The sequence below is a fragment of the Hyalangium sp. genome, from assembly GCF_045802625.1.
Classification (GTDB): Bacteria; Myxococcota; Myxococcia; order Myxococcales; family Myxococcaceae; genus Hyalangium.
The window spans coordinates 25,604-40,691 of the sequence record NZ_JBJMQP010000234.1 but is presented as its reverse complement, the minus strand read 5'-3'; the positions used below and the strand labels follow the sequence as shown (position 1 = coordinate 40,691).

12 protein-coding genes are annotated in these 15,088 nt (G+C 68.8%); 9 read left to right on the top strand and 3 right to left on the bottom strand.

The window, feature by feature from the left end; all coding sequences use genetic code 11:
- The 5 genes from ACJ8AT_RS36325 to ACJ8AT_RS36305 all read left to right on the top strand — a co-directional run bounded on the left by ACJ8AT_RS36325 (position 1) and on the right by ACJ8AT_RS36305 (position 5,731).
- The gene (locus tag ACJ8AT_RS36325; RefSeq protein WP_407742558.1) at positions 1–1,476 is read left to right on the top strand and encodes a hypothetical protein; all 1,476 of its coding nucleotides are present in this window, start codon (positions 1–3) and stop codon (positions 1,474–1,476) included.
- Complete coding sequence (locus tag ACJ8AT_RS36320; RefSeq protein WP_407742557.1) at positions 1,473–3,719, top strand: YfhO family protein; 2,247 nt, start codon at positions 1,473–1,475, stop codon at positions 3,717–3,719. The genes ACJ8AT_RS36325 and ACJ8AT_RS36320 overlap by 4 nt, the downstream gene beginning before the upstream one ends.
- Before the next feature lie 197 nt (positions 3,720–3,916).
- Positions 3,917–4,990, top strand: a complete 1,074-nt coding sequence (locus ACJ8AT_RS36315) for a 3-deoxy-7-phosphoheptulonate synthase (protein WP_407742556.1) — start codon at positions 3,917–3,919, stop codon at positions 4,988–4,990.
- Between the two features lie 142 nt (positions 4,991–5,132).
- Positions 5,133–5,423, top strand: a complete 291-nt coding sequence (locus tag ACJ8AT_RS36310; protein ID WP_407742555.1) for a type II toxin-antitoxin system Phd/YefM family antitoxin — start codon at positions 5,133–5,135, stop codon at positions 5,421–5,423.
- Positions 5,420–5,731, top strand: a complete 312-nt coding sequence (locus tag ACJ8AT_RS36305; RefSeq protein ID WP_407742554.1) for a type II toxin-antitoxin system RelE/ParE family toxin — start codon at positions 5,420–5,422, stop codon at positions 5,729–5,731. Before ACJ8AT_RS36310 ends, ACJ8AT_RS36305 begins: the two co-directional genes overlap by 4 nt.
- A gap of 127 nt (positions 5,732–5,858) precedes the next feature.
- Here ACJ8AT_RS36305 and ACJ8AT_RS36300 read toward each other — a convergent pair whose 3' ends face one another.
- The 3 genes from ACJ8AT_RS36300 to ACJ8AT_RS36290 form a co-directional block, all read right to left on the bottom strand.
- On the bottom strand, positions 5,859–6,113 hold the full coding sequence (locus tag ACJ8AT_RS36300) for a hypothetical protein (protein ID WP_224366212.1): 255 nt from the start codon (positions 6,111–6,113) through the stop codon (positions 5,859–5,861).
- A 141-nt stretch (positions 6,114–6,254) separates the two neighbouring features.
- Positions 6,255–6,509 carry a hypothetical protein gene (locus ACJ8AT_RS36295; RefSeq protein ID WP_407742553.1) on the bottom strand — a complete coding sequence of 85 codons (255 nt, stop codon included), beginning with the start codon at positions 6,507–6,509 and terminating at the stop codon, positions 6,255–6,257.
- 112 nt (positions 6,510–6,621) lie between these two features.
- The gene (locus ACJ8AT_RS36290; protein WP_407742552.1) at positions 6,622–9,504 is read right to left on the bottom strand and encodes a methyltransferase; all 2,883 of its coding nucleotides are present in this window, start codon (positions 9,502–9,504) and stop codon (positions 6,622–6,624) included.
- Positions 9,505–9,547: 43 nt separating this feature from the next.
- Between ACJ8AT_RS36290 and ACJ8AT_RS36285 the strand changes: the two genes are divergently transcribed.
- The 4 genes from ACJ8AT_RS36285 to ACJ8AT_RS36270 all read left to right on the top strand — a co-directional run bounded on the left by ACJ8AT_RS36285 (position 9,548) and on the right by ACJ8AT_RS36270 (position 15,079).
- Positions 9,548–10,585: a sensor histidine kinase gene (locus ACJ8AT_RS36285; protein WP_407742551.1), complete on the top strand. Its 1,038-nt coding sequence runs from the start codon at positions 9,548–9,550 to the stop codon at positions 10,583–10,585.
- 9 nt (positions 10,586–10,594) lie between these two features.
- Positions 10,595–12,049 (top strand): sigma-54-dependent transcriptional regulator, encoded by a 1,455-nt coding sequence (locus ACJ8AT_RS36280; RefSeq protein WP_407742550.1) that lies wholly within the window; start codon positions 10,595–10,597, stop codon positions 12,047–12,049.
- Between the two features lie 286 nt (positions 12,050–12,335).
- On the top strand, positions 12,336–13,082 hold the full coding sequence (mrpC, locus tag ACJ8AT_RS36275) for a Crp/Fnr family transcriptional regulator MrpC (RefSeq protein ID WP_224243812.1): 747 nt from the start codon (positions 12,336–12,338) through the stop codon (positions 13,080–13,082).
- Positions 13,083–13,231: 149 nt separating this feature from the next.
- On the top strand, positions 13,232–15,079 hold the full coding sequence (locus ACJ8AT_RS36270; RefSeq protein WP_407742549.1) for a MutS family DNA mismatch repair protein: 1,848 nt from the start codon (positions 13,232–13,234) through the stop codon (positions 15,077–15,079).
- The last annotated feature ends 9 nt before the right edge of the window (positions 15,080–15,088 follow it).

Below are 15,088 nucleotides of genomic sequence, written 5' to 3'. Positions count from 1 at the left end.
GTGAGCCGTCGGGCCCTGCTGCTCCCCGGACCGGCCGCACTGCTCGCCCTGTTCCTCGGCGTGCGGCTGGGGGTGTCTCCGCTCAAGCACTACGATCTGTTCTTCCACCTCGCCGGTGGGCGCTACGTGCTGGAGCACGGCTTCAACCGCGTGGATCCGTTCAGCGTGACGGGCACCGCGGGCTGGGTGCCGCACGAGTGGGGCTTCGGGGTGATCTCCGCGCTCCTGGTGAAGGTGCTGGGCGCCGCGGGCCCGGCGCTGCTCACGGGAGCGCTCGTCGCCGCCAACGTGCTGCTGCTCTGGGCCGTGCTCGGCCGGGCCACTCCGCGCCGGGGGTTGCTGGCGCTTGGAGTGCTCGGGCTTGTCCTCGCTGTCCAGTCGCCCACCTGGAGCCAGGAGCGCCCCTTCCACCTGGGACACCTGCTGTTTGCCCTGGCGGTGCTCGGGGCGCAGGCGTGGCGCTCGGGGAATGACCGGGTGCTGTGGTTCGCTCCGCTGGTCGGCGCGGTCTGGGCCAACCTGCATGGGAGCTGGCTGCTCGGTCCGGCCCTGCTCGGAGCCACGGCGATGGGCCATGCGCTGGACGCTCCGGAGCAGCGCCCCCGAGCCGTCCGAGCGCTCGTCGCGAGCCTCGCCATGTTCCTGGCCTCGGCGCTGTCTCCGAGCGGCCCGAGCATCTGGTTCTATCCGCTCCACCACTCGGCGCTGGCCTCCACGCAGAACATCAACGAGTGGGTGCCGCTGGATCTCGCCGTGGGCTGGAGCTGGGCGTACCTGGCCTTGCTCGGCGTGGCGATCTTCTGCGTGGGCCAGGCTCCCGTGCGGCGAGTCGCCATCCTCCTGCCTGCGCTGGGGCTCGGCATCGCAGCGCTGAAGGTCCAGCGCCATGCTCCCTTCGGCGCGGTGCTCGTCGGGCTGGCCCTGCTGGAGCATGCGGCGCCGATCCGAGGACTCGTGTGGCCAGAGTTCGTCCGTCGTCCGGCACGTGCCATCGATGAGACGTTCGCGCGCTGGAGCGCGCGCGCGCGGGGAGCCCTCTGGCCAGCGCTGGCGCTCGTCCTGCTCGCAGCGGTGAGCTGGCAGCACCCAGTTCCGGTGGAGCAGGGAGTGATGCGCTCGCGCTTCCCGCTGGCCTGCTTCGAGGCGCTGCGCAAGCTGCCCCCGGGCAAGGTGCTGAACCGCTTCACCATCGGCGGAGCCATCTCGTACTTCGCGGGGACGGACTACAAGGTGTTCATCGACAGCCGGAACGATCCCTTCCCCCAGCCGATCCACGACGACTACACGCGGATCCTCTGGTCGGAGCCCGGCTGGGAGGAGTCGCTCGCCCGCTACGATCCGGACTACCTCCTGTGGGATGAGGAGAACCCGGGCAACATCCTCCTCAACCAGCTCCGGCAGCGCGGCGGCTGGCGCGAGGAGGCCCGGGACGGGCAGTACGTCCTCTGGGTCCGCACCCGCTCAAGCTCGCGATGAAACGCTCCACGCGAAACGCGCTCACCCTCCTCGGGCTGCTGGCCGTGCTGGCCTTCCTCTACCGCTCGGTGTTCTCGGGCAACATGCTCGCCGGGCGGGACGTGTTCCGCATCTTCTTCCCGGACTCGGCCTTCCTCCTCGAGTCCCTGCACACGGGCGAGCTGCCCCTGTGGAACCCGTACCTGCGGCTGGGGCAGCCGTTCGCGGCCACGCTCTACTCGCAGGTCTTCTACCCGCCTCGGTGGTTGGCGGTGGTGCTCGCCGGGCCCATCGCCGCGATGACGGTGATGCAGGTGCTCCACGCGGCGGTGGCCGCCGTGGGCATGTTCCTCCTGGCGCGCAAGCTCCGGCTGTCCTGGGCGGCCTCGCTCGTCGCGGGGGCCATGTTCGGCGTGTCGCCGATGATGACGGACCTGGGCATCCAGCAGAACGTCGTCGACGCGGCGGCGTGGAGCGGCTTCATCCTCTCCTCGGCGCTCGCGGCTGCGCGCCGACCGGGCCCTGCTCCCATGACCAGGCTCGCGGCGTTCGCGGCCCTGTCCCTGCTGGCTGGCTCACCGGAGACGACGCTCTGGCAGGGCATCGTGTCGCTCCTGGCCGTTTGGGGCGCCGAGCAGCGCGGGACGAGCGCTCTGCCTCAGGCCCGAGCCACGCGCTGGACCGGAGTGGTGCGAGTGGCGGGCGGGCTGGCGCTGGCCGGAGCCCTGGCGGCCCTGGTGCTGCTGCCCGCCGCCGAGTTCGCGATGAACTCTCTGCGCACGCGGACGGAGGGCTTCGCGAGCCAGCGGCTGGCGTGGTCCGTATCCTGGCCGCAGCTCTTGTCCATGGTGTGGCCGCTGGCGGACTGGCCCCGAGGCCCCTACTGGGGCGAGGACCAGTGGTTCATCCTCAACCAATTCCTCGGCTCGGTGGCGTGCGCGCTCGCGGTGGTGGGAGCCATCTCGGGTCCTCGCCGGGCCCGGCCCTTCGCGGTGGGAGCCGTGCTGCTCGCGCTGCTGAGCCTGGGCCGCCACTTCCCTCCCGCGGCGGTGCTGCTGCAGGCGCCACCCTTCTCCCTGTTCCGCTACCCGGCCAAGTACTTCGTGGGGGCCGCGTTCTGTCTCTCCCTGCTGTCCGGCTTCGGGCTGGAGGCCATGGGCCGGCTCTCCCGGCGCGTGCGGCCCTCGCTGCTTCGAGCGGCGGTGACGTTCGTGGCGATGGGCGTGGCGATGGGCGTGGCAGGCCCCATCGTCCATCGCCTGCCGATGCGCGAGTCCGCCGAGGCCGGAGTCACCTGGCCGCTGCTCTTCCTGGGGTTGGCCACTGTCTTCCTCTTCGTCCTGCGAGACTCGTTCGCGCGCCCGAGCCGGGTGCGCCACGCGCTGGCGGCGCTCGCCATCCTGGAGCTGATCGCGGCACACCACCTGCTCACGGTGCCGAAGTACTCGCCCTACGAACCGCTCGCGCGGACTTCGGCCATCCGGCCCCACCTGCCCGAGCCGCTCGACGGGCGCATCAGCGCCGACATCGGAGGCCCCGCGGATCCGACCAAGGTCCCCAACGCCGTGTCGCGCACCATCGAGCTGAGCCGGGACCGGCTCATCCCCAACCGCTTCGTCGAGGAGCGGCTGCCCGCGCTGGAGGGCTATGGAGCCCCCGAGCCCGCTCGCAGCGACGTGTTCAACCTGGCCGGAGAGCGCAGCGTGTACGATCTGACCGGCGTCACCTGGTACGTGCGCCACGGGCCTCCACCGTTCGAGGACCTGGAGCTGCTCCAGACGCTGGAGGACGGCACCACGCTCTCCCGCTCGAAGACGGCCCTGCCCCGCGCCTTCCTCGTGCAGAAGGCCCAGGTGACACCGGACGCCGACGCGCTGAAGGCCGTGCTCGACCCCACCGAGCCCTTCCGGAGCACAGCGTTCCTGGCCACCGGGGAGCCGCTGGACCGCCTGTCCTGCGGAGGCCACACGCGGATCGTGAGCTCAGGCGCTCGGCACCTGGAGGTCGCGGTGGAGGCCTGTGACGAGAGCTACCTCGTGGTCAGCGACAGCCACTACCCGGGCTGGCGAGCGACGGTGGACGGGGCCACCACGCCCATCCACCGCGCGGACTTCGCTCTGCGCGCCGTGCGCATCCCCGCGGGCCCTCACACCGTCCGCTTCGATTACTCCCCGCTGAGCTTCCGCGTAGGGCTCGCGCTGTCCCTGCTCGCGCTGAGCGGGCTCGTCACCTCCATCTTCGCCACACGCCGCTCACGCACGTAGCCATCCCGGGAGTCCAGTCCGAGAGCCGAGGTGTGGGGCGTCCACCCCTACCGCGCTCAACCCCTGATCTAAGGGGTGCCCGGAGGGCAGGCGGCTGGCGAGCCCTCCGCTCCGCAGAGAACGTGGAGAACACCGGCCCCGTTGGTCATACAATAGGGCCTCCCCCGCGCCGCACCCCGGACGGCAGAACTCGCACCATGAGCACACGCACCGAAAACCTGAATGTCGTTGGTGTCGACCACATGCCCTCTCCCGCCGAGATCAAGGCGCGAGTCCCCATGACCGAGCGAGCAGCCGAGTCCGTGCTCTCCGGCCGCCGGGCGCTGGTGGACATCCTGGACCGCAAGGATGCGCGCCTGTTCGTGATCATCGGCCCGTGCTCCATTCACGATCCCGTGGCGGGGCTGGACTACGCGCGCCGGCTGCGCAAGGTGGCCGACGAGGTCCGCGAGACGATCCACGTGGTGATGCGGGTGTACTTCGAGAAGCCGCGCACCTCCACGGGCTGGAAGGGCTTCATCAATGATCCGCGGATGGACGACTCCTTCCACATCGAGGAGGGCATGGAGCGGGGCCGGCGCTTCCTCCGGGACGTGGCCGAGCTCGGCCTGCCCGCGGCCACGGAGGCGCTCGATCCCATCGCGCCCCAGTACTACGGCGATCTGATCTCGTGGACGGCGATCGGCGCGCGCACGGCGGAGTCTCAGACCCACCGCGAGATGGCCTCGGGGCTGTCGACGCCGGTGGGCTTCAAGAACAGCACGGACGGCTCGCTGGAGGCGGCGGTCAACGGCATCCTCTCGGCGTCTCGCCCGCACAGCTTCCTGGGGCTGAACGAGAGCGGCGCGTCGGCGATCATCCGCACCAAGGGCAACGCCTACGGCCATCTGGTGCTGCGCGGCGGCGGCGGGCGCCCCAACTACGACACGGTGTCCATCTCGCTCGCCGAGCAGGCGCTCTCCAAGGCCAAGCTGCCGGTCAACATCGTGGTCGACTGCTCGCACTCCAACTCCTGGAAGAAGCCGGAGCTGCAGCCGCTGGTGATGAAGGACGTGGTGCACCAGCTGCGCGAGGGCAACCGCTCCATCATGGGCCTGATGGTGGAGAGCTTCCTCGAGGCGGGCAGCCAACCCATCCCGGCGGACCTCTCGCAGCTGCGCTACGGCTGCTCGGTGACCGACGCCTGCGTGGACTGGAACACCACCGAGGAGATGCTGCGAAACACCCACAAGGTGCTGCGCGAGCTGCTGCCCGCGCGCCGGAAGGCCTGATTACGGCTGCCTCGTTGGCTCCTCCCCTGCACCAGAGAGCAGCCGAGCAAGGGTGATCGGCGATGGAAAGCTCCCGCAGCCCTGGCTGATGGGCTCCATAGAGGGCTATCTTCAGACCAGAGTTCTGACCATCGGAGCCTCTATGAAGCCCCTCCAAGTCTCGGAGGACATCTTGCCCATCGCCGAGTTCAAGACCCGGGCCTCAGAGGTCGTCCGGCAGCTGCGAGAGCATCGACGCCCTGTGATCATCACTCAAGGGGGCAAACCCGCCGCGGTGCTCCTGGCTCCCGAAGACTTCGATCAGCTGGCCTCCCGAGCACGGTTTCTCACAGCCATCGATGAAGGGCTCGCGGATGCCGAGGCAGGCCGTGTCCTGTCCGATGAGGAGCTCGATGAGGCGCTGACCGAGCAGCTCGGGAAGCGCAAGGCGTGAGTCCGCCGCGCGTCCGTTGGTCGCTGCGGGCGAAGGACGACTTGCTCGAGATTGCTCGCTTCATTGGCGAGGATGACCCGGTCGCCGCCAGGGCCTGGATCGAAAAACTGCGCGAGCAAGCCCGTTGGGTGGCAAGCACGCCCCGGGCCGGAAGGCGCGTGCCGGAAGCCGGGCGCGACGACATCCGGGAAGTGCTGCTGCGCCACTACCGCATCGTCTACCGAGTCGAGCCCACCGGCATCGTCGTACTCACGGTGTTCGAGGGCCACCGTCTATCCCCACGAGACCTACCCGCCGAAGAGGAGTGACAAGGCGGCTCCAAGCGCCCGGAGCCCAGAAAAGCAGAAAGGCGGCCGGAGTCCCTTTCGGGTCCGTGCCGCCTTTTCGAGCCGGAAGGTGCCCCGCCAAAGCGGGGCTCCCACCGACGAGCGAGAACTAGTAGGCGTTGTTCTCGGCGAAGCTCTTCATCGTCTTCTTGTTCAGGGTGTCGTTGGAGCTGGCACCGTCGTTGGACACGCTGGAGTTACCAGCGAGGGCCGCCGCGGAGGCGCCGAACAGCTTGCGGATGTTGTCGCCGAACAGCGTGATCACGCCGATCGCCGCGATGGCGATGAGGGCAACGATGATGATGTACTCGGTCATGCCTTGACCACGAGCCTTGCGCAGCTGCTTCTTCGGAAGGGCCTTCATGAGTGACTCCCTGGGGGTTTTGGCGGTGGGAAACGGCACCCTTTGATTTCGAGGGCAATCGCACCCTAGAGGGATCTGGCAAGGGCCACCATCCGTCATCGGGAGGATGCTTGGAAAGGTGCGAAATTCCTGGATTTTAGGTTAGTAGGCGTTGTTCTCGGCGAAGCTCTTCATCGTCTTCTTGTTCAAGGTGTCGTTGGAGCTGGCGCCGTCGTTGGACACCGTGGAGTTACCGGCCAGCGACGCGGCCGAGGCGCCGAACAGCTTTCGGATGTTGTCGCCGAAGAGCATGATCACGGCGATCGCCGCGATCGCGATGAGGGCCACGATGATGATGTACTCGGTCATGCCCTGACCCTTGGCCTTGCGAAGCTGCTTCTGGGAAAGCGCCTTCATGACGGACTCCTCGTGAGGACGACGCGACGGCCCTTACACTTACAGTATGTCCCGGCCGTTTAAAACCCTGGGAGACCCGCTGCTCGAGCCTTCTCAGCGCTCGGAAGGAGGATCACGGCCCCGCAGGAGCCGCCACGGCGGGGGCAGAACCTGGGGAGCTACAAGACTGTGGCACCACCTCGCAGAGCGCCTTGAGGGCCTTGGAGAGCTCCGGATCATCCGGATGGGCGGCCACCTGGGCCTGGCCTAGCGCCACGGTCTCGGTGAGCCCGGAGGCCGGCGTCCACGCCGTGCGCGTAGCCCAGGCCCGCGCCGTGATCAGCTTCATCCACGCGGTGACGAAGCGCGGATCCTCGCGGCCCCGCTCCAGCGCGGGCGCGAGCACGGACTCGGCCAGCGTCAGATCCTTCTGGGCGAGGGTGGTGTTGGCGAGCGCCACCCGGGCCTCCAGGCTGTCCGGCGCCAGCGAGTACCAGAGCGCCGCCGACCCGCGCACGAGCGGATCATTGATGGCGTGGTTGCGGTCGAGGTTGCGGTAGAGGTTCGCGGCCTGCTCCGCGGTGGGCGGGTTCTCCTGGAGGTAGCGGTGGATCCACAGCCGCGCGCCGCCATCGGGGCCGCGGCGCTCGTCATGGACGCGCGTCTCCTGGTTCTGGAGGAAGAAGGCCACGGGCGCGGCGTACTCGAGCAGGTTGCGATCGTCGGTGTTGATGGGGCCGGTGCTGGCGAACTCCTGCTGGCCCTGGTCGCTGTGCACCTGCTTGGCGAGCAGCCCGAACACGTCGTGGATGTCGGTGCGGCCCAGGTCCTCGCGCACGTCCGGGAGCGCGAGGCGCTCGGCTACTTTCTTCGCATCGAAGGTGATGGGCTTGCGGCTGGCCACGAGGATGAGATCCGTGGGCCCCAGCCAGGTGGTGGCGTAGGGGAACGTCTCGCGCAGGGTGCGCATGACCAGCTTGATGATCTCCTCGCTGCTCTCGTAGGTGTGGATCCACTGCACCAGGATGCCGTCCTCGGTGAGGTGCAGATCCGCGGTGCGGAAGAAGTCCCGCGAGAACAGGCCGGAGACGCCCGCCACCCAGGGGTTGGAGGGCTCGCTGATGATGAGATCGTACTGGAGCGGCGCCAGCGCCATGAACGTCTTGGCATCGTCGATGTGGACGTGCGTGCGCGGATCATCCACGGCGTTGCGGTTGACGGCCTTGAAGAGGCGGGCCGCATCCACCACGGCCGGAGAGATCTCCACCATGTCCAGGTGCTTGACGGGGTGGGCCAGCACGGAGCCCGCGGTGACGCCCGAGCCCGCGCCCACCAGGAGCACGTTCTCCGGCGAGCGCGGGTGCAGCAGCATGCCCAGGTGGCCGGCGAGGATCTGCGTCTCCATGTCCAGGCCGGTGGAGGCGTCCACCTTGCCGTTGAGCTTCATGAAGCGGTGGCCGTTCTTCAGCTCGCCCACGAGCACGGTGGCGAAGGTGTCATCCCGGTAGAAGAGCGGCTGGGTGCTCTTCTCGTAGTTGGAGACGGCGGCGGTGTAGCTCTCGGGCGGCGCCTCATGCATGCGGAACGAGGCGATACCGGACAAGGTGACGGCCCAGCCGCTCATGGGCAGGAGGAACAGGAGGCCGCACGCCACGCCGATCCCCAGCGGCCAGAAGGCGCGGGCCGGCTGCGCGGGGCGGCCCGGAATGGCGGCGAAGGCCACGCCCGCGGCGATGAGGTTACCCACCAGCCCGGCGATGAAGTTGCCCTCCATGCCCCACCACGGCATCAGCACCAGCCCGCCGAGGGCCGCGCCGGTGATGGTGCCCAGGGTGTTCCACAGGTACACGCCGCCGAGCTGCCGCCCCACCTCCGTCACCTTGGCGGTGGCCACTCGAGCCGCCGCCGGGAAGGCCGCGCCCATGAAGAAGGTGGGCACCAGCAGCACCAGGCAGCAGTACGCGAACGTGAGCCCCTGGAAGTACGGCCAGGTGTCCAGCGTGCGGTTCATCATGAACTGCGCCTTGCGGAACAGGTACGGCAGCCGGACGTAGAGCGGCAGCGCCACACACACGCTGGCCACCAACGCCACCTGGAGCCACGCGAAGAGGCGCAGCAGATCTCCCCTCCCCTTGCGCGTCATCAGCCAGAAGCTGCCCAGGCCGATGCCGAGGATGAACGCGGTGAGGATGAGCGTGAACGCGTACGTGGAGGCGCCCAGGACGATGGACAGCAGCCGGATCCACGTCACCTGGTAGAGCATGGACGTGAAGCCGGACAGCGCCACGCCCAGCAGCGCGGCTCGCACCGCGGAGTGGGGATAGGACAGCTCATCCCCGCCCTCGGAGGGAGCTGCACCCTCGGCCGGAGCGCTCTGCGTGAGCGCCGGCGGATGCTTCCGAGCCAGCGCCAGGGCCCCGAGCGCCAGCAGGATGTTGATGCTCGCGGCCAGCTTCGCCGACAGCGACAGGCCCAGCGCTGGCACCAGACTGACACCGGCGAGGAAGACGCCCAGCGCGGCGCCCAGGCTGTTGATGGCGTACAGGCGCGCCAGCTCGCGCCGCACATGCGCCAGCGTGGCGGAGAAGTGCCTCACCAGCGCGGGCAACGTTCCGCCCATCAGCATGGTGGGCACCACCAGGGACAGCGCCGCCAGCGCCAGCTTGGGCCCCACGCGCACCCCGTCCGGCACCTTCACCGCCACCGCCAGGTACGCCGCGCTCAGCACGTGCAGCACCGAGGGGAACAGCAGAGCGTACAGCCCCACCCCCAGCTCCAGCAGTCCGTACATGGCGAGCGGGCTCTTTACCCGGTCTGCTGTTCGCCCGAAGACATATGCCCCCAGCGCCAGCCCGCCCATGAAGGTGGCCAGCACCACGGCGTGCGCCTGTCCGCTATTCCCGAGCACATTGGCGAGATACTTCGACCAGACGAGCTCGTAGACGAGGGCGGTGGCCCCGGACAGGAAGAGGAAGCTTGAAACCAGATTCTTCGGAAAACCCGAGGCGCCGTGCATGGGGACAGCGCGGAACCTTACTCGTTATGTTCAGGTCCGACCAATGAACGCCCCGCTCCTGCAAGCCGTCCAGCTCGTCTGGTCTCCAAGCCTCCGGGTTACTCGCGCCGAGGGCGATTGCACCGCCGTGCTTCGCCGCTCCGCCGCGGAGCTGCAGGACACTCCGCTGCATGTGGCGCTGGGCATCTCCCCCGAGCGCGCCCGCGAGCTCGACGCCCGCGCCCGTGAGGATCACCGCGCCGTGGAGTTCATCTCCGCCCGGCTCGGCCCCAAGGCGAAGCCCCCGCAGGAGCGACGCGAGAACCCACTCATGGATGGTCCCCCCTCTCGCCCCGAGGAGCCCGCGCCGCTCCGCCTCGTGCTCGGCATGCAGACGGGCGAGCCCACTGCCGCCATCCAGGATCTCGACGGACTGCTGGAGGGCGCCCCGCCGGTGCAGATCTCCAAGCTCTCCTCCTCGCTCAGCCATGAGATCCGCAACCCGCTCAGCTCCGTAAAGATGGCGGTGCAGACGCTCCAGCGGAACACCGGCCTGTCGGACCGCGACAAGCGCCGGCTGACCATCGCCAACCGGGAGATCCGCACCATGGAGCGGATGCTCTGGCTCCTCTCCGAGTACGGCCGCGACAGCGTGCCCAACCTGGAGCAGCAGCCGCTGCGCACCGTCGTTCAAGAGGCCCACGCCATGGTGGCGCCCGAGCTGGCCGAGCGCCGCATCGAGCTCAAGGTCGACGAGGCTCCCGAGCTGCCCCGGGTGCGCGTGGATGCCACACGGCTGCGGCCCGTGCTCGCCCAACTCCTGCTCAACATCGCCATGGGCCTGGCCGAGGGCTCCCAGGTCGAGGTCCAGCTGCGTCAAGGCCCCTCGGGCCGGGCGCTGATGGTGCTGAAGGACTCCGCCGCCGCCCTGCCCCCGGAGGAGCGGGGCACGCTGTTCGAGCCCTTCGGCTCGCGGCTGGCGCGGGGGGCGGGGCTCTCCCTCGCGGCGCTCCGACGTGTCATGCTCAATCAGGGCGGGGACATCTCGGCCGAGGGAAGCTCGGAGCCGGGAATGGTGTTCACACTCACCTTCGCCGTGTGAGTGAGTCGAATGGAGACCGTTCTCATCATCGATGACGACGTGGGGCTCCTGGAGAATCTCCAGATGCACTTCGAGGAGATCCTCCAGGATGGCGCACCGCGCTATCACGTGGTGACGGCCACCAGCGCCGCCGCGGGCCTCAAGGCCGCCCAGGACTCCATGCCCAGCGTGGTCATCCTGGACATGATGCTGCCGGACCGCAGCGGCCTGGAGATCATCGAGGAGCTGAAGACGCTGTGCGGCGACGCGCGCATCATCCTCGTCACCGCGCACCACGACATGGAGACGACGATCCGGGCCATGAAGGCCGGGGCGTTCGACTACATCCACAAGCCCTTCCCCGAGCCGGCGGCGTTGGATCTCGTGGTGGAGCGGGCGCTGGAGTACCGGCAGCTCTCACGCCGCGCGGCCTCCATGAGCGTGGAGAACGCGGCGGCGCGCCTGGGCGACATCGTCGGCACCAGCCCGCTGATGCAGCAGCTGGTGAAGGAGATCGGCAAGGTCACCAGCAGCCGCGCCACGGTGCTCATCAACGGCGAGAGCGGCACGGGCAAGGAGCTGTTCGCCCGCGTCATCCACAACTACTCGTACGACGAGGCCAAGCCCTTCATCGGCATCAACTGCTCGGCCATCGTGGACACGCTGCTGGAGAGCGAGCTGTTCGGCCACGAGAAGGGCTCGTTCACCGGCGCCACCGCCACCAAGCAGGGCAAGTTCGAGCTGGCCGAGGACGGCACCGTGTTCCTGGATGAGATTGGCGACATGTCGCTGATGCTCCAGTCCAAGCTGCTGCGCGTGCTCCAGGAGCGCGAGTTCGAGCGCGTGGGTGGCGTGAAGAAGGTCAAGCTGCGAGCGCGCATCATCGCCGCCACGCACCGCCACCTCGCCGACGAAGTGTCCACCGGGCGCTTCCGGGAGGATCTCTACCAGCGCCTCAAGGTCATCACCCTCACCATTCCGCCCCTGCGCGAGCGGCGCGAGGACATCCCGCTGCTGGTGCACCACCTGCTGGAGCGCATCAACGAGAAGGTGCACAAGCGGGTGACGCGCGTGCCGCCGGAGGTGCTCGAGCACCTCACCCGCCTGCCCTGGCGCGGCAACGTGCGCGAGCTGGAGAACGTGCTCACCCGCGCCGTGGTGCTGGCGCCGGGCGAGGTGCTGCTGGGGGACGATCTGCCCGCCCTTGAGCCCGGAGCCCCCGAGCCCGGCCGTACCCCCACCACTCCCGCCCCCCTCCCCACCCCGGGCCTCATGCTCGCGGCCCCCGCGGTGGACGACGTCAGCCAGATCCCCACGCTCGAGGAAGCCGAGCGCATCCTCATCCAGCGCGCCATGGCCGTGACCAAGGGCCACAAGGGCAAGGTCTGCCAGATTCTGGGCATCAGCCGGCCCACCCTGGAGCGCAAACTCCAGAAATTTGGGCTCTCCCAGGGACTGCCCTCGTCCTTGGGTGGACAGGGTTAGCGTCGGGTGTAGGAGCCGTCCCGTTTCGGACAGTGTCACCCCCTCGACAAAGCCCCCGCCGAATTGAACGTTTCGTTCACGTTGATCAGACTGTTTGAACGTTCTGTTTCAAGTTTCGGACACCGCGAGCGCCGGGATTTGATCCTATAGCGCTAAGTACCCGGCATTCCTCAGTTTGTTGCCCTGGGAGCATTTCATTCCCGCTTGGCACAATCCTTGGATTGACGGTCCTGCGTTCGGCACTCGGGATTCTGCCCCACCCACTCTGCTCGCAGGAGAGAACTCAATGCACGGCTTCAACCGTCCCCTCGGCCCCATCGGCTCCAACGTCGTCGCCCCGCTGCAGACCACCAGCTCCGGCATGATGGTGACCGCGAACAAGATCGTCCCCGGCCAGGAGGCGATCGACTTCAAGGGCTACTTCAAGGTCGAGTCCTTCCCGCACAACTCGGTCATCTACCGCTACGGCGACACCACGGACCGGGTGTACCTGCTGAAGTCGGGCCGCGTGCGGCTGATGCGGGTGGGCAAGAACGGCACCCGCTCGGTGGTGAGCATCCTGCGCCCTGGCGAGATCTTCGGCGAGGTGTTCCGCCCCGAGGGCACCACCATCGAGGAGATGGCGGTGGCGTCCGGCGAGGCCGAGGTGTGGTCCATCGAGGGCCGTGACTTCCGCGCCCAGCTCGAGGCCCGCCCGGCCCTGGCGCTGGATGTGGTGCGCGCCTACGCCGAGCGCGTGCGTGCGCTGCGCAAGCGCGTGCTGGGGCTGACCTTCAAGGAGGTCCCGGCCCGGCTGGCGGACACCCTGCTCACCCTGGTCGAGGCCCACGGCGAGCGCTGCCCGCACGGCGGCGAGACGGACCTGCGCGGCATCACGCAGCAGGATCTGGCGGATCTGGTGGGCGCCTCGCGCTCGTTCGTCTCCACGCTCATCAACGAGATGAAGCGCGAGGGCGTGCTCGGCAACGTGGGCCGCATCCTCTGCGTGAGGGATCAGAAGGCGCTGCGCAAGATTGCCGGCAAGGAGAAGTAAACCGCTCCTGTCCCCAGAGTGAACGAACACGAATGGGCTCGGCCGCGCGCAGCGGTCGAGCCCGTCGTGCTTTTGGGAGTTCGTTTGGGGGTTCCTTGCGTGCCCGGCGCCGCTATCTTCCCGGCTCCTGAACTGCACGCCCGGGGATTATGAGCTCCACCGCCGAGTCCACTCCGCAGCGCACGTACGCCGAGCGTCGAGCCGCCTCCCAGGCGAAGCTGGCGGAGCTGGATCGAATCAGCGCGCGGTACGCGAACCTGCGGGGCCTCGCCTTCCTGGCGGCGGCGGTGATCGCGGGCCTCACCCTCTTCGGGCGGTTGCCGAAGCCGTACTGGTGGGCGGTGGCGGGAGCCGTGGCCCTGTATGCCGTGCTCGCCGTGCTGCACCACTATGTGTTCCGCCGGGAGGCGCGGGAGCGGCTGTACGTTTCGTTGAATGAGCGAGGGCTGGCGCGGCTGAGCGGAGCCTGGCGCGAGTTCACCGAGCGGGGCGAGCGCTTCCTGTCCTCCTCCCACCTCTACATTCCGGACCTGGACGTCTTCGGTCAGGCCAGCCTGTTCCAGCTCTTGAATGAAACGGCGACCGGGTTCGGCGAGGAGCGGCTCGCGTCCTGGCTGTCCGCCCCCTCGCCTGCTCAGGAGGTGGCGGAGAGGCAGGGCGCGGCGCGGGAGCTGGCTCCGCTGGTGGGATTCCGGCAGGACGTGTGCGTCGAGGCGCGCGTGGTGTCTCGTGAGAAGGCAGAGCCGGGCCACTTCATTCAATGGGCCGAGGCCGGGCCCTCGCTCGACTCCATCCGCTGGTCCCGGCCGCTGGCCTTCCTCCTGCCGCCGCTCACGCTGGCGCTCTACGTGCTCGGCCAGCTCGAGGTGTTGCCGCACTGGGTGTGGTGGGTGAGCTTCCTGCCGCAGTTCGCGGTGGTGGTGATCACTCGCCGGCGGCTCAAGGAGATGGAGCAGGAGATGTCCGCCGGGGAGGAGGGCTTCGTGCGCTATGCACCCCTCTTCGCCCGGCTCGAGCGCCAGGAGCTACGCCACCCGCTGCTCCAGCGGCTCCAGTCGGGCCTGCAACGGGCAGGAGAGCCCGCGGTCTCCAGCCACTTCCACCAGTTCAGCCGGCTCTATTCGTTCGTCGAGTTCAAGCGCCACCAGTTCCACCCGGTGGTGCACCTGTTCACGCTCTGGGACATCCACGCGCTGTTCGCGCTGGAGAACTGGCGCGCCCGGCACGGCAAGGAGGTGCGCGGCTGGTTCGAGGCGCTCGCGGAGCTGGAGGCGCTCTCGTGCCTGGCGGGCTTCGCGCACGATCGGCCCGGCTTCGCGTGGCCCACGCTGGTGTCCGAGGGGCCGAAGGTGGAAGCGGAGGAGCTGGGCCACCCGCTGCTGGACAACCCGGTGCCCAACGACGTGTCGCTGCCGGGCCCGCGCCATGCGCTGCTCATCACCGGCTCGAACATGTCCGGGAAGACGACGCTGATGCGAGCGGTGGGAGCCAACGTGGTGCTGGCGCTGGCGGGAGCGCCGGTCTGCGCTCGAGCGCTCACCCTGTCCCCGCTCCAGGTGCTCACGAGCATGCGGGTGAAGGACTCGCTGGAGCGCGGCGTCTCCTACTTCTACGCGGAGGTGCAGCGCATCAAGGCCGTGCTGGACGCGGCCGAGGCAGCACAGGGGCAGTGCCTGTTCCTGCTCGACGAGATCCTCCTGGGCACGAACACGCGCGAGCGGCAGATCGCCTCGCGCGAGGTGCTCCGGCTGCTGCTGGGCACGGGCGCCTGCGGAGCGGTGACCACCCATGACCTGTCCCTGGCCGCGCTGGCGGACGAGCCGGGTGTGCTCGTGGTGAACGTCCACTTCCGAGACCACCTCGAGGAAGGAAAGATGGTCTTCGACTACAAGCTGCGCCCGGGAGTGGTGGACACCACCAACGCGCTCCGGGTGCTGCGCATGGCGGGAGTGCCCGTCACGGAGGCAGAAGCCTCTCCCGCCCAGCGGCCGTCCTGAGCTGCTGGC

Bases quoted from the DNA above. Each gene is read 5' to 3' on its own strand.
- ACJ8AT_RS36320 (WP_407742557.1), top strand. From the start codon at position 1,473: ATGAAACGCTCCACGCGAAACGCGCTCACCCTCCTCGGGCTGCTGGCC.
- ACJ8AT_RS36315 (WP_407742556.1), top strand. From the start codon at position 3,917: ATGAGCACACGCACCGAAAACCTGAATGTCGTTGGTGTCGACCACATG.
- ACJ8AT_RS36310 (WP_407742555.1), top strand. From the start codon at position 5,133: ATGAAGCCCCTCCAAGTCTCGGAGGACATCTTGCCCATCGCCGAGTTC.
- ACJ8AT_RS36300 (WP_224366212.1), bottom strand. From the start codon at position 6,113: ATGAAGGCCCTTCCGAAGAAGCAGCTGCGCAAGGCTCGTGGTCAAGGC.
- ACJ8AT_RS36295 (WP_407742553.1), bottom strand. From the start codon at position 6,509: ATGAAGGCGCTTTCCCAGAAGCAGCTTCGCAAGGCCAAGGGTCAGGGC.
- ACJ8AT_RS36290 (WP_407742552.1), bottom strand. From the start codon at position 9,504: ATGCACGGCGCCTCGGGTTTTCCGAAGAATCTGGTTTCAAGCTTCCTC.
- ACJ8AT_RS36285 (WP_407742551.1), top strand. From the start codon at position 9,548: ATGAACGCCCCGCTCCTGCAAGCCGTCCAGCTCGTCTGGTCTCCAAGC.
- ACJ8AT_RS36280 (WP_407742550.1), top strand. From the start codon at position 10,595: ATGGAGACCGTTCTCATCATCGATGACGACGTGGGGCTCCTGGAGAAT.
- mrpC (WP_224243812.1), top strand. From the start codon at position 12,336: ATGCACGGCTTCAACCGTCCCCTCGGCCCCATCGGCTCCAACGTCGTC.
- ACJ8AT_RS36270 (WP_407742549.1), top strand. From the start codon at position 13,232: ATGAGCTCCACCGCCGAGTCCACTCCGCAGCGCACGTACGCCGAGCGT.